The sequence below is a fragment of the Vibrio fortis genome (assembly GCF_024347475.1).
Lineage (GTDB): Bacteria > Pseudomonadota > Gammaproteobacteria > Enterobacterales > Vibrionaceae > Vibrio > Vibrio fortis.
This window is the reverse complement of record NZ_AP025487.1, coordinates 2,031,160-2,052,059: the sequence shown is the minus strand read 5'-3', so window position 1 is coordinate 2,052,059 and position 20,900 is coordinate 2,031,160. Positions and strand designations below refer to the sequence as shown.

General features: G+C 44.3%; 22 protein-coding genes and 1 other annotated feature. Of the genes, 14 read left to right on the top strand and 8 right to left on the bottom strand.

Translation table 11 applies throughout. The features are described 5' to 3' along the window. Window positions 1-110: 110 nt before the first annotated feature. Window positions 111-247, top strand: a sequence feature (His leader region). 53 nt (window positions 248-300) lie between these two features. The 8 genes from hisG to hisIE all read left to right on the top strand — a co-directional run bounded on the left by hisG (window position 301) and on the right by hisIE (window position 7,536). Then, the gene (hisG, locus tag OCV50_RS08865; RefSeq protein ID WP_239842731.1) at window positions 301-1,197 is read left to right on the top strand and encodes an ATP phosphoribosyltransferase; all 897 of its coding nucleotides are present in this window, start codon (window positions 301-303) and stop codon (window positions 1,195-1,197) included. Then, a complete protein-coding gene (gene hisD / locus OCV50_RS08860; RefSeq protein WP_261904148.1) occupies window positions 1,197-2,501 on the top strand; it encodes a histidinol dehydrogenase in 1,305 nt (434 codons plus the stop codon). The genes hisG and hisD overlap by 1 nt, the downstream gene beginning before the upstream one ends. Before the next feature lie 22 nt (window positions 2,502-2,523). Then, window positions 2,524-3,564, top strand: coding sequence for a histidinol-phosphate transaminase (gene hisC / locus OCV50_RS08855; RefSeq protein ID WP_261902821.1), 1,041 nt, complete (start codon window positions 2,524-2,526; stop codon window positions 3,562-3,564). Between the two features lie 92 nt (window positions 3,565-3,656). Continuing rightward, window positions 3,657-4,745, top strand: a complete 1,089-nt coding sequence (gene hisB, locus OCV50_RS08850; RefSeq protein WP_261902820.1) for a bifunctional histidinol-phosphatase/imidazoleglycerol-phosphate dehydratase HisB — start codon at window positions 3,657-3,659, stop codon at window positions 4,743-4,745. 9 nt (window positions 4,746-4,754) lie between these two features. Next, window positions 4,755-5,369 (top strand): imidazole glycerol phosphate synthase subunit HisH, encoded by a 615-nt coding sequence (hisH, locus tag OCV50_RS08845; protein ID WP_239842734.1) that lies wholly within the window; start codon window positions 4,755-4,757, stop codon window positions 5,367-5,369. Between the two features lie 42 nt (window positions 5,370-5,411). Beyond that, window positions 5,412-6,149 carry a 1-(5-phosphoribosyl)-5-[(5-phosphoribosylamino)methylideneamino]imidazole-4-carboxamide isomerase gene (gene hisA, locus OCV50_RS08840; protein ID WP_032552104.1) on the top strand — a complete coding sequence of 246 codons (738 nt, stop codon included), beginning with the start codon at window positions 5,412-5,414 and terminating at the stop codon, window positions 6,147-6,149. Next, entirely contained in the window at window positions 6,131-6,904 is a 774-nt protein-coding gene (gene hisF / locus OCV50_RS08835; RefSeq protein ID WP_032552105.1) for an imidazole glycerol phosphate synthase subunit HisF, read from the top strand. Before hisA ends, hisF begins: the two co-directional genes overlap by 19 nt. Beyond that, on the top strand, window positions 6,901-7,536 hold the full coding sequence (hisIE, locus tag OCV50_RS08830; RefSeq protein ID WP_261902819.1) for a bifunctional phosphoribosyl-AMP cyclohydrolase/phosphoribosyl-ATP diphosphatase HisIE: 636 nt from the start codon (window positions 6,901-6,903) through the stop codon (window positions 7,534-7,536). The genes hisF and hisIE overlap by 4 nt, the downstream gene beginning before the upstream one ends. A 171-nt stretch (window positions 7,537-7,707) precedes the next feature. Here the strand turns inward: hisIE and OCV50_RS08825 are convergent, their stop codons facing one another. The 4 genes from OCV50_RS08825 to OCV50_RS08810 form a co-directional block, all read right to left on the bottom strand. After that, entirely contained in the window at window positions 7,708-8,217 is a 510-nt protein-coding gene (locus OCV50_RS08825) for a YchJ family protein (RefSeq protein ID WP_261902818.1), read from the bottom strand. A 100-nt stretch (window positions 8,218-8,317) separates the two neighbouring features. Next, the gene (locus tag OCV50_RS08820) at window positions 8,318-9,535 is read right to left on the bottom strand and encodes an EAL and HDOD domain-containing protein (RefSeq protein WP_239842737.1); all 1,218 of its coding nucleotides are present in this window, start codon (window positions 9,533-9,535) and stop codon (window positions 8,318-8,320) included. Between the two features lie 116 nt (window positions 9,536-9,651). Further along, the gene (gene lpxH, locus OCV50_RS08815; protein ID WP_261902817.1) at window positions 9,652-10,395 is read right to left on the bottom strand and encodes a UDP-2,3-diacylglucosamine diphosphatase; all 744 of its coding nucleotides are present in this window, start codon (window positions 10,393-10,395) and stop codon (window positions 9,652-9,654) included. 79 nt (window positions 10,396-10,474) lie between these two features. Continuing rightward, window positions 10,475-10,969, bottom strand: a complete 495-nt coding sequence (locus OCV50_RS08810; protein ID WP_261902816.1) for a peptidylprolyl isomerase — start codon at window positions 10,967-10,969, stop codon at window positions 10,475-10,477. A 191-nt stretch (window positions 10,970-11,160) separates the two neighbouring features. On the opposite strand from OCV50_RS08810, the gene cysS reads away from it, so the two are divergent. Together cysS and OCV50_RS08800 are read left to right on the top strand one after the other, a co-directional pair. Continuing rightward, window positions 11,161-12,543, top strand: coding sequence for a cysteine--tRNA ligase (cysS, locus tag OCV50_RS08805; RefSeq protein ID WP_239842739.1), 1,383 nt, complete (start codon window positions 11,161-11,163; stop codon window positions 12,541-12,543). Between the two features lie 96 nt (window positions 12,544-12,639). Continuing rightward, window positions 12,640-13,218 carry a thymidine kinase gene (locus OCV50_RS08800; protein WP_239842740.1) on the top strand — a complete coding sequence of 193 codons (579 nt, stop codon included), beginning with the start codon at window positions 12,640-12,642 and terminating at the stop codon, window positions 13,216-13,218. A gap of 97 nt (window positions 13,219-13,315) precedes the next feature. Here OCV50_RS08800 and OCV50_RS08795 read toward each other — a convergent pair whose 3' ends face one another. The 3 genes from OCV50_RS08795 to OCV50_RS08785 all read right to left on the bottom strand — a co-directional run bounded on the left by OCV50_RS08795 (window position 13,316) and on the right by OCV50_RS08785 (window position 15,179). Beyond that, window positions 13,316-13,960: a YdcF family protein gene (locus OCV50_RS08795; protein WP_315974600.1), complete on the bottom strand. Its 645-nt coding sequence runs from the start codon at window positions 13,958-13,960 to the stop codon at window positions 13,316-13,318. Further along, a complete protein-coding gene (locus OCV50_RS08790; protein WP_239842742.1) occupies window positions 13,944-14,786 on the bottom strand; it encodes an NAD-dependent epimerase/dehydratase family protein in 843 nt (280 codons plus the stop codon). The genes OCV50_RS08795 and OCV50_RS08790 overlap by 17 nt, the downstream gene beginning before the upstream one ends. Before the next feature lie 162 nt (window positions 14,787-14,948). Beyond that, on the bottom strand, window positions 14,949-15,179 hold the full coding sequence (locus OCV50_RS08785) for a TIGR02647 family protein (RefSeq protein WP_239842743.1): 231 nt from the start codon (window positions 15,177-15,179) through the stop codon (window positions 14,949-14,951). A 260-nt stretch (window positions 15,180-15,439) separates the two neighbouring features. Here OCV50_RS08785 and OCV50_RS08780 point away from each other — a divergent pair, with 260 nt between their 5' ends. Continuing rightward, window positions 15,440-16,747 carry a coiled-coil domain-containing protein gene (locus OCV50_RS08780; RefSeq protein ID WP_315974599.1) on the top strand — a complete coding sequence of 436 codons (1,308 nt, stop codon included), beginning with the start codon at window positions 15,440-15,442 and terminating at the stop codon, window positions 16,745-16,747. A gap of 362 nt (window positions 16,748-17,109) precedes the next feature. Further along, window positions 17,110-17,952 (top strand): formate transporter FocA, encoded by an 843-nt coding sequence (gene focA / locus OCV50_RS08775; RefSeq protein ID WP_239842745.1) that lies wholly within the window; start codon window positions 17,110-17,112, stop codon window positions 17,950-17,952. A 284-nt stretch (window positions 17,953-18,236) separates the two neighbouring features. Here focA and OCV50_RS08770 read toward each other — a convergent pair whose 3' ends face one another. After that, window positions 18,237-19,031 carry an ABC transporter permease gene (locus OCV50_RS08770; protein ID WP_261902815.1) on the bottom strand — a complete coding sequence of 265 codons (795 nt, stop codon included), beginning with the start codon at window positions 19,029-19,031 and terminating at the stop codon, window positions 18,237-18,239. Window positions 19,032-19,468: 437 nt separating this feature from the next. Between OCV50_RS08770 and torE the strand changes: the two genes are divergently transcribed. After that, a complete protein-coding gene (torE, locus tag OCV50_RS08765; RefSeq protein ID WP_032552119.1) occupies window positions 19,469-19,651 on the top strand; it encodes a trimethylamine N-oxide reductase system protein TorE in 183 nt (60 codons plus the stop codon). A gap of 50 nt (window positions 19,652-19,701) precedes the next feature. Beyond that, window positions 19,702-20,883: a pentaheme c-type cytochrome TorC gene (torC, locus tag OCV50_RS08760; protein WP_239842747.1), complete on the top strand. Its 1,182-nt coding sequence runs from the start codon at window positions 19,702-19,704 to the stop codon at window positions 20,881-20,883. Window positions 20,884-20,900: the final 17 nt, after the last annotated feature.

Genomic DNA, 20,900 nt, shown 5'->3' with positions numbered 1-20,900 from the left:
GAAAAAAGTTCGAATAAATGGTTGAAAAAGACCATCACCTTGGTTAGTGTGGAGATAAGACAGCAAACAACATAAGAGCTGATAAGTATGCGTAAATTAGTAATGAACATTCATCACCATCATCACCCTATCTAGTCTTTCGGGGAGATATACGCGTACCCGGGAGCAAGATTACTCCCGGAGGTTAAGTCAAAAGAATTTAGATTTAAACCCTCGGGATGACAAAGTCTTCCGAGGGTTTTTTAGTTTTAGCGCTTTAAATTATTAAATAAATTCAAATATTTGCACAGGGATACAGCAATGCAGACACAACGCCTAAGAATCGCAATTCAAAAGAAAGGTCGCCTAAGTAAAGAGTGCCAAGACCTCCTAAAAAAATGTGGTGTTAAGTTCAACATCATGGGTGAGCGCCTAGTTGTACACTCACTAAATATGCCAATCGACCTATTACTGGTTCGTGATGATGACATCCCAGGTTTGATCATGGACGGTGTCGTTGACCTTGGTTTCATCGGTGAGAATGAACTGGAAGAAGTTCGTCTAGATCGCCTTGCTCTTAAAGAGCCTGCGGAGTTCCAAACACTGCGTCGTCTTGATTTCGGTGGTTGCCGTTTATCTATCGCAATCAACAAAGACGAAGAGTACAACGGACCGCAAGACCTAGCAGGTAAGCGCATCGCAACCACTTACCCTCAACTTCTAAAAGCTTACATGGATGAGCAAGGTGTTGACTTTAGCACTTGTATGCTAACAGGTTCGGTAGAAGTGGCTCCTCGTGCTGGACTAGCCGATGCGATTGCCGACCTTGTTTCTACTGGCGCAACATTAGAAGCAAACGGTCTAAAAGAAGCTGAAATCATTTTCCAATCTAAAGCGACGCTAATTCAACGTACTGGTGAATTTGACGCAGACAAGACGGCACTGATTGAAAAGCTACTTACTCGTATGCAAGGCGTACAGCAGGCAAAAGAGTCTAAGTACATCATGCTACACGCTCCAACGTCTCAGCTTGAACAGATCAAAGCACTGCTGCCTGGCGCTGAAGATCCAACGGTTCTGCCACTTTCTACAGACAAAGATAAAGTTGCTGTACACCTAGTAAGTACAGAGAACTTGTTCTGGGAAACGATGGAACAATTGAAAGAACTAGGTGCGAGTTCAATCCTAGTACTACCAATCGAAAAGATGATGGGGTAATTCGCATGAGAACCGTTGTTTGGCAATCTTTAAGTGAATCTCAGCAAGATTCTGTACTAGAGCGTCCTGCGATCAGTGAGGGCGCAAACATCACCGCGGCTGTTTCTGAGGTTATCGCCAAAGTGCGAAGTGAGGGCGATGCTGCGCTGACTGAACTGACCGAAAAGTTTGACCGAGTGACACCAAAATCTATTCGCGTTTCAGCGGATGAGATTGAAGAAGCGAGCGCTCGTTTAACGCCTGAGATGAAGCAAGCGCTAGAGCAGGCTTACAACAACATCGCTAAGTTTCACGAAGCACAAAAGCCGCAACCGATTAAGGTTGAGACACAACCTGGCGTCGTATGTGAGCAAGTGACTCGCGCTATCAATACGGTAGGTCTTTATATTCCGGGTGGCAGCGCGCCACTTCCGTCAACGGTTCTAATGCTAGGTGTTCCAGCTCAGATAGCAGGTTGCCGCAAAGTCGTGCTTTGTTCACCTCCACCTATTGCTGATGAGATTCTATACGTCGCTAAGCTTTGCAAAATTGATGAAGTTTACAATGTTGGTGGCGGCCAAGCGGTTGCAGCTATGGCTTATGGTACAGAGACGGTCTCGAAGGTTGATAAGATCTTTGGTCCGGGTAACGCCTACGTGACAGAAGCGAAACGCCAAGTGAGCAACGACTTCCGTGGCGCAGCGATCGATATGCCGGCGGGGCCTTCTGAAGTACTGGTTATCGCAGACGAAACAGCAGATGCCGATTTCATTGCGGCTGATTTGCTGAGCCAAGCCGAACACGGACCTGATTCTCAAGTGGTATTGGTAACACCATCACCAGTGATTGCAGACCAAGTAACGGAAGCGGTGCAAAAACAGCTTAAAGAGCTGTCTCGTGCAGATATCGCGCAGCAGGCGTTGGCATCTAGTCTAATTATTATTGCTGAGTCGATTACCCAAGCGGTTGCTATCTCGAACTTCTATGGTCCAGAGCACCTAATTGTTCAGACCAAGAGCCCACGTGAACTGCTGCCTCTGCTTGATAATGCAGGTTCTATCTTCTTAGGTGACTGGTCACCAGAGTCTGCGGGTGACTACGCTTCGGGTACTAACCACGTTCTGCCTACTTACGGTTACACCAAAACCTACTCTAGCCTAGGCTTGGCGGATTTCTCTAAGAGAATGACCGTTCAAGAGCTATCTGCAGGTGGTTTGAAGGGCCTAGCACCAACGGTGGTTACGATGGCTGAAGCTGAAGGGCTTGATGCACACAAACGTGCCGTAACCATCCGAGTTGAAAAACTCAATCGTGCCGAAGCATAGAATTAAAGAGAGTAAGTTGTTCATGGAAAAGCTAGCAAGAAAACAAGTTCAAGCCCTCACTCCTTATTTGTCCGCGAGACGAATTGGTGGTTCTGGTGATGTGTGGCTAAATGCCAATGAATCTCCATTTGATAACGAGTACACGCTTAATCTTGCACGTCTCAATCGTTACAGTGAGTGCCAACCAAAAGAGATGATTGAAGCATATGCCGAATATGCTGGTGTCAAAGCTGAACAAACAATAACAACTCGTGGTGCTGATGAAGGTATTGAACTGCTTATCCGTGCTTTTTGTGAGCCGGGTGAAGATGCAATTCTTTACTGTCCGCCGACCTATGGCATGTACGCTATCAGTGCTGAAACCATCGGTGTTGAGCGTAAGGTGGTGCCACTAACTACGGATTGGCAACTGGATCTCGACACCATCGAAGCTCAGCTTGATAACGTTAAGGTTGTGTTTGTATGTAGCCCAAACAACCCGACTGGTAACCTGGTTGAGCGTAAAGACATCATAAAGCTGCTTGAGATGACTCAAGACAAAGCTATTGTGGTGATGGATGAAGCGTATATCGACTTTTGCCCTGAGGCGTCAACGGTCGATCTGCTTGAGCAGTACCCAAACCTAGCGATCCTAAGAACACTATCGAAAGCTTTTGCCTTGGCAGGTCTGCGTTGTGGCTTCACTCTGGCAAACAAAGAGCTCATCGATGTGCTGCTTAAAGTGATCGCACCTTACCCAGTGCCAGTTCCTGTCGCTGAGATTGCGACTCAAGCGCTGTCTCAAGAAGGCTTAGCGCGTGCGAAGTTCCAAGTGCTGGATCTGAATGCCAACCGTGCCTATTTACAAGCAGGACTGATGGGAATGCCACAACTGACGGTATTTGATGGTTGGGGTAACTACCTGTTAGTGAAATTCCCTGATGGTGATGCATTGTTCAAAGCGGCATGGGACAACGGCATTATTCTGCGTAATTCGCCAATTGAAGATTGCGTTCGAATCAGCGTTGGTAATCGAGAAGAGTGCGAAAAGACACTTGGCTTTATTCGAAACTTTTACCAATAGAGAACTGCTATTTATTACGCTAAGTAACTAGATTGATTTGGCTTAGACGTCATTATCTAAGCCACAAGATTTAAATTTAAAAGGAAGTTCCAGTGAGTAAACAACAGAAAATATTATTTATCGACCGTGACGGCACCTTAATTGTTGAGCCACCTGTCGATTTTCAAGTTGACCGTTTAGATAAACTTAAATTTGAACCGCTTGTCATTCCAAGCCTGCTTGCACTGCAAAATTCGGGCTATCGCCTAGTGATGGTCACAAACCAAGATGGTTTAGGTACTGATAGCTACCCACAGGCAGATTTCGATGCACCACACAACATGATGATGGATTTCTTCGAGTCTCAAGGCGTTAAGTTTGATGACGTGCTGATTTGCCCTCACTTTGACGAAGACAACTGCTCTTGTCGTAAGCCTAAACTAGGTATGGTTAAAGAGTATCTGCAAGGTGGTAAAGTCGATTTCCAAAACTCTGTTGTGATTGGCGACCGTGTTACTGACCTACAACTGGCTGAAAACATGGCCATTCGTGGTATCCAGTACAATCCTGATCCAAATGCTGAAGGCATGATGAACTGGCCTCAGATCCTAAAAGATCTAACAGTGAAAGCGCGCGTTGCAGAAGTGGTTCGCACAACCAAAGAAACTGACATTAAAGTTGCTGTAAACCTTGATGAAACGGGCGGCAATAAAATCGAAACAGGCATGGGCTTCTTCGACCACATGCTGGATCAAATCGCGACACACGGCGGATTCCAAATGAATCTATCGGTGAAAGGTGATCTACACATCGACGACCACCACACAGTTGAAGACACAGCGCTAGCACTTGGCCAAGCACTAAAAGATGCGTTAGGTGATAAGCGTGGCATTGGCCGATTTGGCTTTAGCTTGCCAATGGATGAATGCCTAGCTCAGTGTGCTCTCGATCTTTCTGGTCGTCCTTACCTGAAATTCGATGCTAAGTTCAGTCGTGAACAAGTCGGCGATCTTTCAACTGAAATGGTGGTTCACTTCTTCCGTTCATTAACCGATACGTTAGCGTGTACGCTGCACCTATCATCTGCAGGTGATAACGATCACCACATCATTGAGAGCTTGTTTAAAGCGTTCGGTCGTACTCTGCGCCAAGCAATCAAAGTTGAAGGCAATGAGTTACCAAGCAGCAAAGGTGTACTGTAAGGAATGAACATGAAAGAGCAGAAAGTCGTCATCATCGATACTGGCTGTGCCAATGTTTCGTCGGTTAAGTTTGCCATTGAACGTCTGGGTTATGCCGTCGAGATTTCTAAAAATCCTGCGGTAGTACTGGCTGCGGACAAACTGTTTTTGCCGGGAGTTGGTACGGCAAGCGAAGCGATGAAAAATCTTGCTGAGCGTGATCTGATTTCACTGGTTAAACAGGTAGAAAAGCCGCTGCTTGGTATATGTCTGGGTATGCAGCTTCTAGGCAAGCTTTCGCAAGAGAAAGGCCAAAAAGCTGATGAGTTAGTTGAATGTTTGGGTTTATGTGAAGGTGAAGTTCGCTTAATGGATACCGGTGATTTACCGCTTCCTCACATGGGTTGGAATACTGTGAAATCAGTACCGGAGCACCCTCTGTTTAAAGACATTGAAGAGGGCGAGTACTTCTACTTCGTACATAGCTTCGCAATGCCGGTAGGGGATTACACCATCGCACAATGTGAGTATGGAAATCCATTTACCGCGGCTGTTCAAAGCGGTAATTACTATGGTGTTCAGTTCCACCCAGAGCGTTCATCAAAAGCTGGTTCTAAGCTGATTCAGAATTTCTTGGAATTGTAATAAAGGATTGGGCGGCGAGTCGCTGCCATAAAAGGAATGTACATGATTATTCCCGCGTTAGATTTAATTGAAGGCCAAGTTGTTCGCTTATTCCAAGGGGACTATGGCCAAGTAACAGAATACAAAGTTGACCCAGCTGAGCAGTTTAATTTATACCACCAAGCGGGTGCCAATTGGCTTCACCTAGTTGATCTTACTGGTGCTAAAGATACAACAGCGCGCCAGCTAGATCTGATCGCTAAGCTACTTGCTAGCACGCCAGCCAACATTCAGATTGGCGGTGGCGTTCGTAATGAACAAGACGTTGTCGATCTCCTTGAAGCTGGTGCCCAGCGTGTTGTTGTTGGCTCAACAGCAGTAAAACAACCTGAGCTTGTTAAAGGTTGGATGGAAAAGTACGGCGCTGAAAAAATCGTACTTGCTCTGGATATCAATATTGATGAAAACGGCACTCGTAAAGTGGCGATTTCTGGTTGGCAAGAAGATTCAGGTGTGACAATTGAAGCACTGATTGAAGACTACCTAACCGTAGGTCTGAAACACGTGCTATGTACTGATATTTCACGTGATGGAACGTTAGAAGGCTCCAACGTAGAACTTTACGTTGACCTATGTAAACAATACCCACAGGTTCAATTCCAATCATCAGGTGGCATCGGCAGCTTGGCAGATATTGAAGCCTTGAAAGGCAGCGGCGTGGCTGGCGTTATCGTTGGTAGAGCACTTCTAGATGGCAAGTTCACCGCAGAGGAGGCATTTGCATGCTGGCAAAGCGAATAATCCCTTGTTTAGACGTCCGTGATGGACAAGTAGTAAAAGGCGTTCAGTTCCGTAATCACGAGATCATTGGTGATATTGTCCCGCTGGCACAACGTTATGCGGAAGAGGGTGCCGACGAACTGGTTTTCTACGATATTACGGCATCAAGCGATGGCCGTGTTGTCGATAAGAGCTGGGTAAAGCGTGTCGCTGAAGTGATTGATATTCCATTCTGTGTAGCGGGTGGTATTAAGTCGGCAGAAGACGCGGCTCGTATCCTCGAATTTGGTGCGGATAAGGTATCCATTAACTCTCCTGCACTTGCTAACCCTCAACTGATTACAGACCTTGCTGATAAGTTTGGTGTGCAGTGTATCGTTGTCGGTATTGACTCTTACTACGATAAAGAGACGGGCAAATATCAGGTCTACCAATTCACTGGTGACGAAGCGCGTACCAAAGCGACTCAATGGGAAACTAAAGATTGGGTGCAAGAAGTGCAAAAGCGCGGCGCTGGTGAAATTGTATTGAACATGATGAACCAAGACGGCGTGCGCAACGGTTATGACTTAGAGCAACTCAATATGGTGCGTGAAGTATGTAAAGTACCGTTGATTGCATCAGGTGGTGCAGGCGCAATGGAGCACTTTGCCGAAGCTTACAACAAGACAAATGTGGATGGAGCACTAGCTGCGTCTGTATTCCACAAGCAAGTCATCAATATTGGTGAATTGAAGCAATATCTAAAACAACAAGGTGTAGAGGTGCGTCTATGAGTTTTGCAGCGACAGAAGTAAACACGCTAGCTGAACGTATCAATTGGGATAAAGTCGACGGTCTCGTTCCTGCGATTGTACAAGATTTCCAATCAAGCCAAGTACTGATGATGGGTTACATGAACCAAGATGCGCTAGCTAAGACGGGCGAAACAGGTCAAGTGACTTTCTTCTCTCGTACTAAAGAGCGCCTTTGGACCAAGGGTGAGACTTCAGGAAATGTTCTACAACTGGTGAATATGTCACTAGATTGCGATAACGATACCTTACTGGTAAAAGTGAACCCAATTGGTCCTACGTGTCACCTAGGCACGACAACTTGTTGGGACTCTGACCCGCAAGAAGAATCTCAGATGGTGTGGCTTCATCAACTTGAGCAGCTACTGGCTGCCCGCAAGGATTCAGACCCTGAATCTTCTTACACTGCCAGCCTATATGCCCGTGGCACCAAGCGTATTTCGCAAAAAGTTGGCGAAGAGGGCGTTGAAGTCGCGCTTGCGGCGACGTCGGGCGATAAGGCGGAATTAGTTTGCGAATCTGCGGATTTGATTTACCACCTAATGGTTCTGCTTCAAGACCAAGGTCTATCGATGAATGACGTAGTGAACAAGCTCAAAGAGCGTCATAAATAATCGATGGATTGATATATCGAACTAAACAAAAGCCCCGTAAACAAATATGTTTATGGGGCTTTTTTGTGTTCAATTTCTGAGTCGAGCTCCTCGCTTCTATGTCTCGTTACTCCGAGGAGCTTCAGCGACATCAGGAATCTTTTATAGAGTTCAACTACCTAAGCCACGACGTTAACCGCAGCACTTTTTGTACTTTTTACCGCTGCCACAAATACACGGATCGTTACGGCCAATCTTAAAGCTTTCGACAGTTTGGTTGAGGCGAGGGTCTATCTCTGGCTCTGCTTGCTGTTGTTCAGGGAATTCACCATCAATATAAAACCACAAGCCATTTTCACGTACAAAACGCGAACGTTCTTGCATGCAATATTGTGCGCCGTCTTCATTGAAATATGCCTTAAACTCAACAAAACCCTCGTCGTCGTGAGAGCCTTGGGCAGTATCAATAACTTCTAGACCTGCCCAGTCACTATTAATTGAATCAGCAATACCTTCACGTTGCTCCTCTGCATGGCAGCTTGGATGATAGGTATTGACGACATAGTCAACTAAACCGAGTACATGGGCGCTGTATCTCGAACGCATCAATTGCTCTGGAGTGGTGACGTTATGATGATCTTGATGTGCAACTTCACAACATATGGCGTAGCTCTGCTTGCTACCGCATGGGCATTGAGACATTAATTTTATCCTATAAAAATGGCCTCAATTGAGAGGCCATAAATGTTGTCTGCATGAACATTGTCGCTAGTCTAACAAAACTCAAAGGAGCGATACACCTTTATACCGTCACTGGCGAAAGCAGATCTTGCGCCCAGTTGGTTGCCTCATCATAAGTTTGGCCCAATTGAGCCTCTGTCAGTTTTAATAAGTTGCGAATACGTGTCGCTTCATCCCAGCGAGCTTGCTCATAGGCGACAACCATGGCGAGTACCGCTCCTAGTACGCCTTTTCGGTTTACTAGAGCTTGCTTGATCTCTTCGTCGATAGGTACTGCGTTTAATACTTCTTGCAGAGGTTGGTCGAGTAGGGAATCTAAAAGAGAGAACATACCGGTTAGGAATGCTTGTCCGGGTTCCTCTTTAACGCGCATTTTTTCGATCAGCAGCTCACATTGTCGAGCTCGAATTACTGCTAGTCCATATAGAGAGTCAGGCTTATCTTCTTTAGCCGATGCAATCGCGACCAAAGAGACGAACTTACGCAATTTTTGTTCACCTAGATACACCAGCGCTTGTCGGAACGAACGAATGGTTGTCGTCGCACCGCCGGCAGAGTTTACGTAAGTCAGTAGCTTGTAAGATAAGGTGACGTCTAAGGTGATCAGGCGTTCAACTTCGTTGAAGTCGATTGGCTCGTTGGCGATCTCTTTGCACAATTGAATTGTGGTCAAAAATGCAGGGTTCAACGCACGCGTTTGAATCATCTCCGGCTTGCTAAAGAAATAACCTTGGAAGTAACTAAAACCTGCCGCTTTTGCTTGCTCATACTCTTCGTGTGTTTCGACTTTTTCAGCGAGGAATTTAATGTCGAGATCACGCATCGTGCTCATGAACATCGAAGCCTTTGCGATTGGTACAAGTCGGATGTCAAACTTAATGATCGAGACGTAAGGGAGGAAGCGTTTCCAAGCCTTGCTCGGTACAAAGTCATCCAGAGCGATGGTATAGCCCGCGTCGTAGATGGTTTTGATAGCCTCTAGCAGCTCATCCGTCGGCTCACAGTCTTCAAGTATCTCAACTACTAAGCTCTCTTTCGGGAAAAGCGTAGGTACAAGATTAACTAAGCTGGCGTATGGGAAATTAACAAAACCGAGCTTGTCCCCGAGCGTATTGTAGTGGGTAGACAAGAAATGGTCAGACAGTAAGCGACTGGTAGCAAGCTCAGGCTCTACTTCTGGAAACGTATTTTTTGGGCCGTCTCTAAAAAGTAACTCGTAACCTATGGTTTTTTTATCAATATCAAGTATTGGCTGGCGTGCTACGTATGAATATTTCACTTAGTATTGCGTTCGGTTTAGTTCTAATAGACTGATGATATCTAATTCTGAGGAAATTACCATATACAATCATAGAAAGTCTGACGCATCATAATAAACCGTATGAAATAGCGGGTTTAGTTATGAAATCGGTTGCTAAACTCTCTCGATTGCAATTCAAATCCTTCTGGTGTTACTACCAAAACAGAACCTTGGGTATACCAATCACCAAGCACGATGCGAGTTTGTTCCTGATTATCAGCATTTGTAAAACGGTGAACGTTAGGTCGGTGTGTATGCCCGTGAATCATCAGGTCTACCTGGTTATCCTTCATCACCTTTTCTACTTCGGATTGGGTAACATCCATGATATCGAGTGATTTTGTCTGCTTATCGTCTTTGATGTCAGATTGTACTTTGGAAACAATCCTCTTTTTAATGAAGAAAGGAATTCGGTTGAACACCCATTGTAGCCATGGCTGGTGGACTTTTTCTCTGAATGCGAGGTACTTAACATCGTCGGTGCACAGTGTGTCGCCGTGGAGAACGACCGCTTGCTGTCCGTAAATGTCTATGACTTCTACTTCGTCGAGTAGCTTAACGCCTGTTTGTTTGGCGAATCGCTTGCCGACCAGGAAATCTCTATTCCCCTGTGTGAAGTAACAAGGAACACCTAGAGCGACTAAATCGATAAATGCCTGACGAATGGATCGTGCAAAGTCGCTGGTATCATCATCTCCGATCCAGAATTCAAAAAGATCGCCTAGTACATAGAGTGCATCGGCTTCTACCGCTTCATTTTTCATGAACGTAAAGAAGCACTCAGTAATGTCTGGTCGAGAAGGGGTGAGGTGCAGATCTGAGATAAAATATGTTTTCATACCGTTTAAAAAAAGGGAGCGAGCGCTCCCTTGTCCTAATTATTGATGTATCAATGGTGAATACGAATCGAAGGCTAAATTAAGCTTCGATTGTTGTACCAGTGATGATCACTTCTTCTAGTGGTACATCTTGGTGCATACCCATAGAACCAGTGCTAACACCTTTAATTTGGTTTACTATGTCCATGCCTTCAACAACTTCAGCGAATACACAGTAACCCCAACCGTCTAGGCTTTCGCTACGGAAATCTAGGAATTTGTTGTCGTTAACGTTGATGAAGAACTGAGAGCTTGCAGAATGTGGTTCCATTGTACGAGCCATTGCAAGTGTGCCTACTTTGTTGCTTAGGCCGTTGTTTGCTTCGTTCTTGATAGTTGCGCGAGTTGCTTTTTCTTTAAGGCCAGAAGTCATGCCGCCGCCTTGAATCATGAAACCATCGATAACACGGTGGAATAGTGTGTTGTCGTAGAAACCGTCACGGCAATACTGTAGAAAGTTTGCGCTTGTTTCTGGTGCTTTTTCTTCGTTTAGTTGAACTTTGATGTCACCAAAATTTGTGTGAAGGATGATCATGATTGTTACCTTACTGTCTTTTTTAATATGAAAGGCGATTCTAGCCTAGTTTGATTGAGTTTCAAAATACGAAATCATCAATAGATAACAAGGAGTTTAGCCGATTTGGCAGCGAAAGGTATTACCTAACAACTAATGACTTGTTATACTGCGAGTCTTATTTTGATTAATCCACAATATAGATAGAGATCATGTTGAAGATATATAACACACTCACAAGACAGAAAGAGGAATTCAAACCAATTACAGCTGGCAAAGTCGGCATGTATGTCTGTGGGGTAACCATTTACGATCTCTGTCACATCGGTCATGGCCGTACTTTCGTCTCTTTTGACGTTGTGTCTCGTTACTTACGTTATTTGGGCTATGACCTAACATTTGTTCGTAACATCACTGACATTGATGACAAAATCATCAAGCGTGCAAACGAAAATGGTGAATCTTGTGACTCACTAACAGAGCGCCTAATCGGTGAAATGCACGCGGACTTTGACGCGCTAAACATGAAGCGTCCTGACGTTGAACCTCGCGCAACTGAATTCATTACTGAGATCATTGAGTTGGTTGAGACTCTGATTGCTCGCGGCTTTGCTTACGTGGCAAGCAATGGCGATGTCATGTTCGAGGTTAAGAAGTTTGACGAATACGGTAAGCTATCTAAGCAAGACCTTGATCAGCTTCAAGCTGGTGCTCGTGTTGATATTGAATCAGCAAAACGTAGCCCACTCGATTTCGTACTTTGGAAAATGTCTAAGCCGGGTGAACCTACATGGGAATCACCATGGGGTCCAGGTCGTCCAGGGTGGCACATTGAGTGTTCAGCGATGAACTCTTCAATCCTAGGTAATCATTTCGACATTCATGGCGGCGGTTCTGATCTGCAGTTCCCACACCACGAGAATGAAATCGCGCAATCTTGCTGTGCACATGGTACTGACTATGTAAACACATGGATGCACAGTGGCATGGTGATGGTCGACAAAGAGAAAATGTCTAAATCTCTAGGTAACTTCTTCACGATTCGTGACGTACTAGGTCACTACGATGCAGAAACGGTTCGTTACTTCCTAATGTCTGGCCACTACCGCAGCCAGCTAAACTACAGCGAAGACAACTTGAACCAAGCTCGTTCTGCGCTTGAGCGTCTGTACACATCGTTACGTGGTCTTGACCTAACGGTAGCTCCTGCAGGTGGCGAAGAGTATGTGACTCGCTTTACTACAGCGATGAATGACGACTTCAACACACCAGAGGCTTACTCAGTACTGTTTGACATGGCACGTGAAGTGAACCGTCTGAAGACTGAAAACCTAGAAAAAGCGAGTGAGCTTGGCGCGCTAATGCGTGAACTGGCTGACGTAATTGGCATTCTTCATCAAGATCCAGAAGCCTTCCTTCAAGGTGGTGCAGGAGATGACGATGAAGTGGCTGAGATCGAAGGTCTAATCAAACTGCGTAACGATTCTCGTGCTTCTAAAGATTGGGCAAATGCTGACTTGGCACGTGATAAGCTTAACGAGCTAGGTATTATCCTAGAAGACGGTCCAGAAGGTACCACTTGGCGTCGTAAGTAATCTTATAAAAGGGCTGATTTTCAGCCCTTTTTTCTAGCAAAAATTTCTATATTTCCATCTTTTTATATTCACCTTTTATTGAACAGGAATATTTCTGTGGCTCAGATGTATTTTTACTACTCGGCGATGAATGCGGGTAAATCAACAACGCTCTTACAGTCTTCTTTTAATTATCAAGAGCGTGGCATGACCCCGGTTATCTTTACTGCAGCGTTAGATGATCGTTATGGTGTTGGCAAAGTGAGCTCGCGTATCGGTCTCCAGTCGGAAGCGCAGTTGTTCAAGGCAGATACAGATCTGTTCCAAGCGATTGCTGCACTGAATGAAGAAGAGAAACGCCACTGTGTATTGATTGATGAGTGTCAGTTCTTGTCGAAAGAGCAGGTTTACCAGCTTACAGAAGTGGTTGATAAGCTGCATATCCCTGTTCTGTGCTATGGCTTGCGAACGGATTTTCTTGGCGAACTGTTTGAAGGCAGTAAATACCTACTATCTTGGGCAGATAAGTTGGTTGAACTGAAAACCATTTGTCACTGTGGTCGCAAAGCAAACATGGTGATTCGTACTGACGAACATGGTGTTGCGATTGCCGAAGGGGATCAGGTTGCAATTGGCGGCAACGATAAATACGTCTCTGTCTGTCGTCTGCACTACAAAGAAGCATTGGGTAAGTAATATCAATCGTATAAATAAAAACGGTGGCTATTGAAAGCCACCGTTTTTTTATGTCTACAGAAATGGATTGTCCAAAGCGATAGAGATGTTTACTTAATCAAGCCTCGAATCCCACTTTCTTGAGTTGTTGGTAGGCAAATTCAACATTACCTGGAATGGGAAGGGCAATTTGGAAACCCAATGTGGGGTATTCTTTTATACGCTCAAAGTCCGCGATTAAAGCACCTAACACCATCTCTAAGGGTAGCTCTTCATTGAAGTAGTCCACCCAATGTAGCCATTGAGAAGTCACGGTGATTTGTGCGTCTTTATCCGGCCACTGCTGTTTGAAGGTTGCGTAGGTTCGTTTCTCCATAAACGGCTTTTGAACTAGGGTCAGTCGTTTAGGAATGTCGCCTTGGCTTTTTAGCAAGTCATAGGTAAAGCGAACGTTCTCTCCGGTGTTGCTTGCCTTCGTTTCCACGATAATTGCTGAGTCGGGAACACCGCAGTCACGAGCTATAGTGGCAAAGGTTTCGGCTTCGCTACGATTGAACTGTCCCTCGGTAAACCGTCCCACGCCACCTGAAAAAACAATATAGGGGGCGAGCCCTTGCTTAAAAAGTTCTGCGGCGTACTCAGCAACACGGGTATCGTTGCTACACAAAACAAATATACAGTCGGACTTTGAAGGCGTATCCCCGACCTTCATGTAGTTCCATAAAGTATCAATGGCTCGGTGTAATTTAGTCATCGAGGGCATCCAAGGTTGAGTTGTATTTGAACGAGAAGCCTAGGCTAAGAATCTTTTCTGATGAGACTCTTTTATCCGGTGTGTCGACAACCGGAGGAAGAGGCTCTTTGCTATTAGCGCTCTTTAATGCCGCGGCATAGAACTCAGCTTTACTCACGGTATTCGGTGTTGTGACATTAACAACTTGGTTGTGCAGCTGCGTGATTGCAAAATCGACTCCGCGAATGGCATCATCTAAGTGAAGCATATTAGCTGGAGCCTGAGAGCTCACTTGTTTTAGCTTGCTGGCAAAACGAGATGGGTGGCGATTGGGTCCAATCAAACCACTAAAGCGCAATATGGTGTAATCGATACCTGAGTCGATGACAGACTGTTCTGCGGTTAGCATTATCTTTGCGTTGTCAGAAAAGGGGTAAGTTGAAGACGAAGATGCGATTGATAGCGATGCATCATTCTCTTCGATAGTTCCGGGCTTCTCTGGATAAACCGTCGTAGAGCTCACCATGATCAGCTTTTTGATATTGGCTTTTTGACTCGCTGCGACTAATTGTTGCCAATGCTTGGCGTAAGCATGCCCTGAGCCTTTTCTAAACCCCGGCGGAAAACTACCAATCACGATCTCGATGTTATTCTCAAGCAGCAGGGAATAGAGCTTTGAAACGGTGTCTTCAGTTTCACTAAAGCAGAACTCCACCCCATGCATTTGCTGCTGTTCAAGCTCTTCCACACCTTGAGGGCTCGTTTTTGTTGCTACAACGCTGTGTCCATGGCGACCTAAATGATCCGCCAAGGGTGCACCAACCCAACCAGCTCCTAGAACGAGTATAGATGCCATAATTTCCTCACTTCCTTTACCAATGTTCATTGGTGACTTGACCTCAGTTAAGAGTCATAACCTTTTCTTTAAGCCTAACAAACCTTTGTAAAAAAATGAAAAGCCCTTAAATGAAAAAACTCCATTGCCGAAGCGAATGGAGTCTGTATCTGGAATGCGAGCTTATTTTAAAATGCGTAATAGCTTATCTGCACGCTCTGCAGTTTCTATACCCTCATCAGTGAGGTAACCGCCGTCTGGCTGAGTACAAAGGCCTTTGTCGAACAAACGTTGTACTGCTTCTTTCATTTCCGTAGAAGCTTCTTGATGTACTTTAATGCCCGTCGCAGCGCTGCTTACATCGAACTGAAGAAGAAGGTTTAAATCTGCAATGTGTTCAGTGGTGTACTTCATAATTGACCTATAAATTTTAATGTCTTCTGTTTTCACAATAGTGCGCAATGATAATGCAGGCAATAGAAAATCGAGAGAATTGATAAGTGATACCAAATTGGGTGTTTAATCAACGAATAGCTTGGTGTCTCAAACTAAATTGACTGAATTATATTCATTTAAGCTATGGGTGATGTTCATTTCCGGACGCTTGTAATATATTGGACTGACAAAAATCTAATGGCACCGAGATGGTGTGAATTATAAAAAGGAAAATGTCAGTGAGAGCCAAGAAGATAGCATTAGTGGTGGGTATGCTACTGGGTGTTGCTGGGTGTCAAAGCACGCCGGCGGATCAAAGTGGTACGAGCCAAGCAACGAATAAGGATGTTCAAGCGTCCGTTGAAGTACGTTCGTTTGATTCTATTCAAACAACCTACACAGAATGGGAAACTAAGCTAGAAGAGCACTCACAATACGCACTGTATGCACCTGAAAACTACAAAGAGTTGTTAGGTGCGTGGGCAGATGCGCAAGAGATTTATGCAGACATCGCAAAAGACCAAACATTGATCGCAGACAGTTACTCTATCTTCTCAAGCCAAACATATGCGCAGGCGTTTGATGAGAAAATAGAAACGGTGCAATCAAACTATGAAGCGATTCTGGTGCTAAAAGATAAAGCGGACCAAGTGCTGGCAGACTCTATTGCACAAATGGATTACTTGAAGCTATTGGGCGCAGATACGATGTTTAAGTCAAACTACAAGCGTCTGTATTCTGAATACACCGAGTTATTCAACTATGTATTAGTGGATGAGTTGGAAGATGCTCAAGAAGCGCAGGTAGAGTTTTTGAACAATGCGCGTGTACTTGAAGTAAAAGTGGCACATAAGAAGTACATTGTTCCTCTAAAAGAGAAGTTAGAGCTGCTTGAAGATGAAGACTTCCACGAAGTCGTGCCATTAACTTTTGCTAAAGCAACCTCCCAAATTGAACTGGCTGAAAGCAAAGTTAAGGCGACACCACGCGAGAAATCGATCATTCAAGATGCCATTGCTGCCGCAGAATTTGAGCTTAACCATGTACGCAGTGTGGCTCACGAAGTAAAACTGCTCGCAAGCATCAAAGACGACAAGTTCGAACAAGCGGTATTAAATGCTGAAAATCAGCTGCTGAATATTTCTAAAGCGGTTAATGAACAAGATTACCGTGATGTGGGACTGCGTCTTCAATCAGAAAAGATTGTTGCTAGCATCAAAAAGTTAAAGAGTTCAGATCTTACTTCAGAGCTTACCCAAGAGATCGAGTCTCTGACGGCAAAACTGGCTAAGTTAGAAACTGAAAATCAACAACAAGCTCAACAGCTCATTGATACCAATAAACAAAGTGAGTTATTGACTGAACAGGTTTCAAAAAGTGATGCACATATTAAGAGTCTTGAAGACTTGGTATCAAGTTTGAAGATGCAGGCAAATGGAGCATCAGCCGAGTCTACTGCTAAGCCTGCCGTTGAAGCAGAGTCTGAACCAGTAACTGAGGCAGCGCAACCAGAGGTTGACGTTATCGCGGAAGTTGAAAACTCGTAGCGACCAACAATTACCGTTATTTCTAATTCAAAAGGCGCCCTCGGGCGCTTTTTTACTTTCTGTTGATCTGCGTCAAAATTTCTCTTTTGGACGACAGCAGATAGAAGGTTAACGCATAGTGTTCTTGTGTGGTTTTTATTAACTAATTGAATTTTAATGGCTTTATATAATTTTGAGGTTTTTGCTCAAGATGAGGGACGACTTCTGGCTAATCCTAAAGTCGTATGCTTTTCGCCAAATTCTATGTAATTTTTGAATGAGATCTGGATCACGATAATTAGCGTGTAAATTAGCACTTGAAATACAGAATAAAAGAGAGGATTATCGCGCTCCCGACGACATGTTTCAAAATGTAAACAACCATGAACCTAAATCAATTTGACTCATTATTACCGCCTCAAATGGCTGAGCGCGCTGCAGATATCGGCGTAGGCAAAGCAACTAAAGATCCAATCAAATCTTTCTTATTGGCAATCTCTGCTGGCATTCATATTGGTATCGCCTTTGTTTTCTATACCATAGTGACAACAGGAGCAGGGGACTTGCCTTGGGGTATTACTCGTTTGATTGGTGGTCTTGCCTTTAGTTTGGGTCTTATCTTAGTGGTTGTAACCGGTGGTGAACTATTTACCAGTTCAGTGCTTACGCTGGTGGCGAGAGCAAGTGGAAAGATTTCATGGAAAACGTTAATCAAAAACTGGGCGACCGTTTATATCGGTAACCTGATTGGTGCACTGCTGCTGGTCGCTTGTATGCTTTTAACCAAGCAGTACATGTTTGATCATGGCCAGGTTGGTTTGAATGCAATGGCCATTTCTCAGCACAAACTTCACCATGATTTTATTCAAGCCGTAGCGCTTGGCATTATGTGTAACGTGCTGGTCTGTATTGCAGTGTGGATGACATTTAGCGGCCGAACTCTTACTGATAAGATCGCCGTAATGATTCTACCTGTCGCGATGTTTGTTTCAGCAGGTTTTGAACACTGTATTGCGAACATGTTCCAAGTCCCATTAGCGATCGGTATTAAAACTTTTGCACCTGCGGAATTTTGGACCATGACAGGGGCCAATCCAGCAGATTATGTAGACTTAAATATGATGGACTTTTTGGTCAATAACCTACTGCCTGTGACACTAGGTAATATCATCGGTGGTGGTATCTTTGTCGGTATGTGGTATTGGTTGATCTATCTGCGTGATTGATACTGACTAACTTAAGCACAGTTTCTAACGGCTCACTTCGGTGGGCCGTTTTTAATTGTGGACAAATAACCAAGATAGAGAAAACTCAAAGTTGATTAAAAAATCAACTATTCGGTAACCCGTTTCCATATATCGTTGAAAAGGGGAGAGATGCGGTTAACTTGGGTTGTTGATAAGTTGAATGTGACTGGGTCACCTTTGTTGCATTTGGTTATCCACAGTTTCTGTGGATAACCTGTCTTAAATTCCGTGAGTAACCCTATTTATAAGGATCTAAATGGCGATCAAGTATTATTTTTGATCTTTGCTTTCACTCGCCCTTCTTTGGTTAGCGTCGCTTTTAGTGAAAGTTTCAAAGCGACGGCTAATGAGGTACTCATCATGATGAAGATCGCGAGCATGATCATCAATTGATACTTAATGGCAATCATAGGAGAGGCGCCTCCCAGAATTTGCCCCGTCATCATACCTGGAAGGGTAACGAGCCCTGTGGTCGCCATAGAGGCCATTATTGGGGACATAGCCCTCTGCATCGCATTTCTTACAAACGGAGCTGATGCGTACATTGGAGAGGCTCCCAATGCTATTGCAGCTTCATATTCCGACTTCTGAGTTTCAAACGCACCAAACAAGTTCTGCAACGCCACAATATTACTGCTTAAGCTATTACCGAGTAACATGCCAGCGATAGGGATCAAGTATTGAGCGCCAAATAGTGGGGTCGGTTTGATGATATAGAAGCAGATGAAAAGCACGATAGGGATGCACGTAACGGACAATCCAGTTGCAATGGGTAACAAGAGTAGCTTTCTTGGTAGCTTTGCTTTCTCAACAATCGAACTCGCTCCGATGACGATCATAGTGCTCAACCAAAGAAGGTTAATCCAGATGCTATCGAGCTCAAATAGATACTCAAGATACAAACCCACGAGGAATAGCTGGGTCGCCATTCGAACAATGCTGATACTGGCTTCTCGAGCGAGACCGAGTTTGAAGTGATGATTAATGCCAATGGGAAGAATCAGTAGCGAACTAAAGAGTAATAACTGCCACCATGAGATATCGATAACGTCTTGCATAAAGCTTCCTTATTTAGTCCTCTTATACTATCTGAAACTCCCTTCTAATTCATTTTCTCTCAAAGCGTCCGCAGCGCGTTTTTGCATCAATTATTTAACAAATTTTGCACATAAATCTCGCTGTTTTCGTCTAATTTGGCTACTACTTAGTAGGTAAAACGTTACAATTGGTTACGCAATTGTTGGTTTGTTGTGTAATTTTAACAACTGGTTAATCTACTTAATTCTTCACATTTGTTAATACTTTTTAATATGTTTCTTTAACTGAAAACAACTCTGGATGAGCTCAAAAAAGTATTGATTAGCAAGGGTTAAGAGCGGGGATTTGATTGAACCCTACTTTGAGTATGGTCTAAAATTTGTTGTTAGATACTGATGAACTTTAGCCCCTTAGAATGGGCTTATCGAAATTACTAAATACAAAATAGGCAAAATGTATGAGTGATGTTAATAAAATTGAAACTGGCGAAAAACGCTCGTTGGAGTGGAAGTCATTCCTCTTCATCGCAGTGGTTCTCTTTCCTGTATTGAGTGTTGCTTTTGTAGGCGGCTACGGCTTCTTAGTTTGGGCGCTTCAAGTGTTCGTTTTCGGACCTCCAGGTGCTCACGGCGGCATGTAATGCCCTCACGTAACAACATTTTCTAGAACAAATATTTAAGAGAGCTAATCATGAAGTCATTTTTAGTTAAACTGTGGCGCACAATGACACGCCCTGCAGTACACATCAGCCTTGGTGTACTAACCATGGGTGGTTTTATCGCGGGTGTTATCTTCTGGGGTGGTTTCAACACTGCACTAGAAGCAACCAACACTGAAGAATTCTGTATCAGCTGTCACACCATGCGTGACAATGTATACGTAGAACTACAAGACACGGTTCACTGGAAAAACACATCTGGTGTTCGTGCAACTTGTCCTGACTGTCACGTACCTCACGAATGGACAGCTAAAATCGCTCGTAAGATGCAAGCATCTAAAGAAGTATTCGCACAAGTTTTCGGTGACCTAGATACACCTGAAAAATTCGAAGCACGTCGTATCGAGTTGGCAAAACACGAATGGGATCGTTTCTCTGCAAACAAATCTCTAGAGTGTAAAAACTGTCACAACTACGACTCAATGGACTTCGACAACATGCGTCCTACTGCGCGTATTCAAATGAAGAATGCAGCGGAACGTGACCAAAGCTGTGTTGACTGTCACAAAGGTATTGCACACAACCTTCCATTAGATATGGAATCGGCAAGTGGTATCGTTGGTGAGCTTGAGCAAGTTGCAGGCAGCACTTCTTACGCGAACGGTTCTGACGTAATCTCAATTCGTCATCTACCAATGTACACAGACGAAACAGCAACAGTTGAAGCGGGTCTATTAAGCCCAGCAAGTAAAGTTGCAGTGATCGACGAAAAAGGCGACATGATCAAGGTTCAGATCGATGGCTGGCGTAAAGCGAAAGGCTTCGGTCGTGTAATCCAAGAAGATTTCGGTATGAACATCTCTACTGCAATCTTGACCAAAGAAGTGTCTCAAAGCGACGTTATCACTGTTGGTGAGAAGAAAGAAGATGAGCTAACAGGTCTTCCATGGGAAGAAGTTAACCTAGCACTATGGATGAAGAAAGAGTCTATGGTTGATAACTTCGATCCAATCTGGGATGCAGCAGGTCAGGCTTACCAGTCTAACTGTTCAACGTGTCACTCACAGCCAGATGAAGCACACTTTAGTGCGAACGGTTGGGTAGGCATGCTAGATGGTATGATCGCATTCGTTAACTTCGACACTGATACAGAAGCACTTGTTCTTAAGTATCTACAGAAGCACTCATCAGATTTTTCTGAAGGCCATCACTAATAAGACGTCAATTGGAG

Coding starts and splice junctions, on each gene's coding strand:
- hisG (WP_239842731.1), top strand. CDS start 301: ATGCAGACACAACGCCTAAGAATCGCAATTCAAAAGAAAGGTCGCCTA.
- hisC (WP_261902821.1), top strand. CDS start 2,524: ATGGAAAAGCTAGCAAGAAAACAAGTTCAAGCCCTCACTCCTTATTTG.
- hisH (WP_239842734.1), top strand. CDS start 4,755: ATGAAAGAGCAGAAAGTCGTCATCATCGATACTGGCTGTGCCAATGTT.
- hisA (WP_032552104.1), top strand. CDS start 5,412: ATGATTATTCCCGCGTTAGATTTAATTGAAGGCCAAGTTGTTCGCTTA.
- hisF (WP_032552105.1), top strand. CDS start 6,131: ATGCTGGCAAAGCGAATAATCCCTTGTTTAGACGTCCGTGATGGACAA.
- hisIE (WP_261902819.1), top strand. CDS start 6,901: ATGAGTTTTGCAGCGACAGAAGTAAACACGCTAGCTGAACGTATCAAT.
- OCV50_RS08825 (WP_261902818.1), bottom strand. CDS start 8,217: ATGTCTCAATGCCCATGCGGTAGCAAGCAGAGCTACGCCATATGTTGT.
- lpxH (WP_261902817.1), bottom strand. CDS start 10,395: ATGAAAACATATTTTATCTCAGATCTGCACCTCACCCCTTCTCGACCA.
- OCV50_RS08810 (WP_261902816.1), bottom strand. CDS start 10,969: ATGATCATCCTTCACACAAATTTTGGTGACATCAAAGTTCAACTAAAC.
- cysS (WP_239842739.1), top strand. CDS start 11,161: ATGTTGAAGATATATAACACACTCACAAGACAGAAAGAGGAATTCAAA.
- OCV50_RS08795 (WP_315974600.1), bottom strand. CDS start 13,960: ATGCCCTCGATGACTAAATTACACCGAGCCATTGATACTTTATGGAAC.
- OCV50_RS08790 (WP_239842742.1), bottom strand. CDS start 14,786: ATGGCATCTATACTCGTTCTAGGAGCTGGTTGGGTTGGTGCACCCTTG.
- OCV50_RS08785 (WP_239842743.1), bottom strand. CDS start 15,179: ATGAAGTACACCACTGAACACATTGCAGATTTAAACCTTCTTCTTCAG.
- focA (WP_239842745.1), top strand. CDS start 17,110: ATGAACCTAAATCAATTTGACTCATTATTACCGCCTCAAATGGCTGAG.
- OCV50_RS08770 (WP_261902815.1), bottom strand. CDS start 19,031: ATGCAAGACGTTATCGATATCTCATGGTGGCAGTTATTACTCTTTAGT.
- torE (WP_032552119.1), top strand. CDS start 19,469: ATGAGTGATGTTAATAAAATTGAAACTGGCGAAAAACGCTCGTTGGAG.
- torC (WP_239842747.1), top strand. CDS start 19,702: ATGAAGTCATTTTTAGTTAAACTGTGGCGCACAATGACACGCCCTGCA.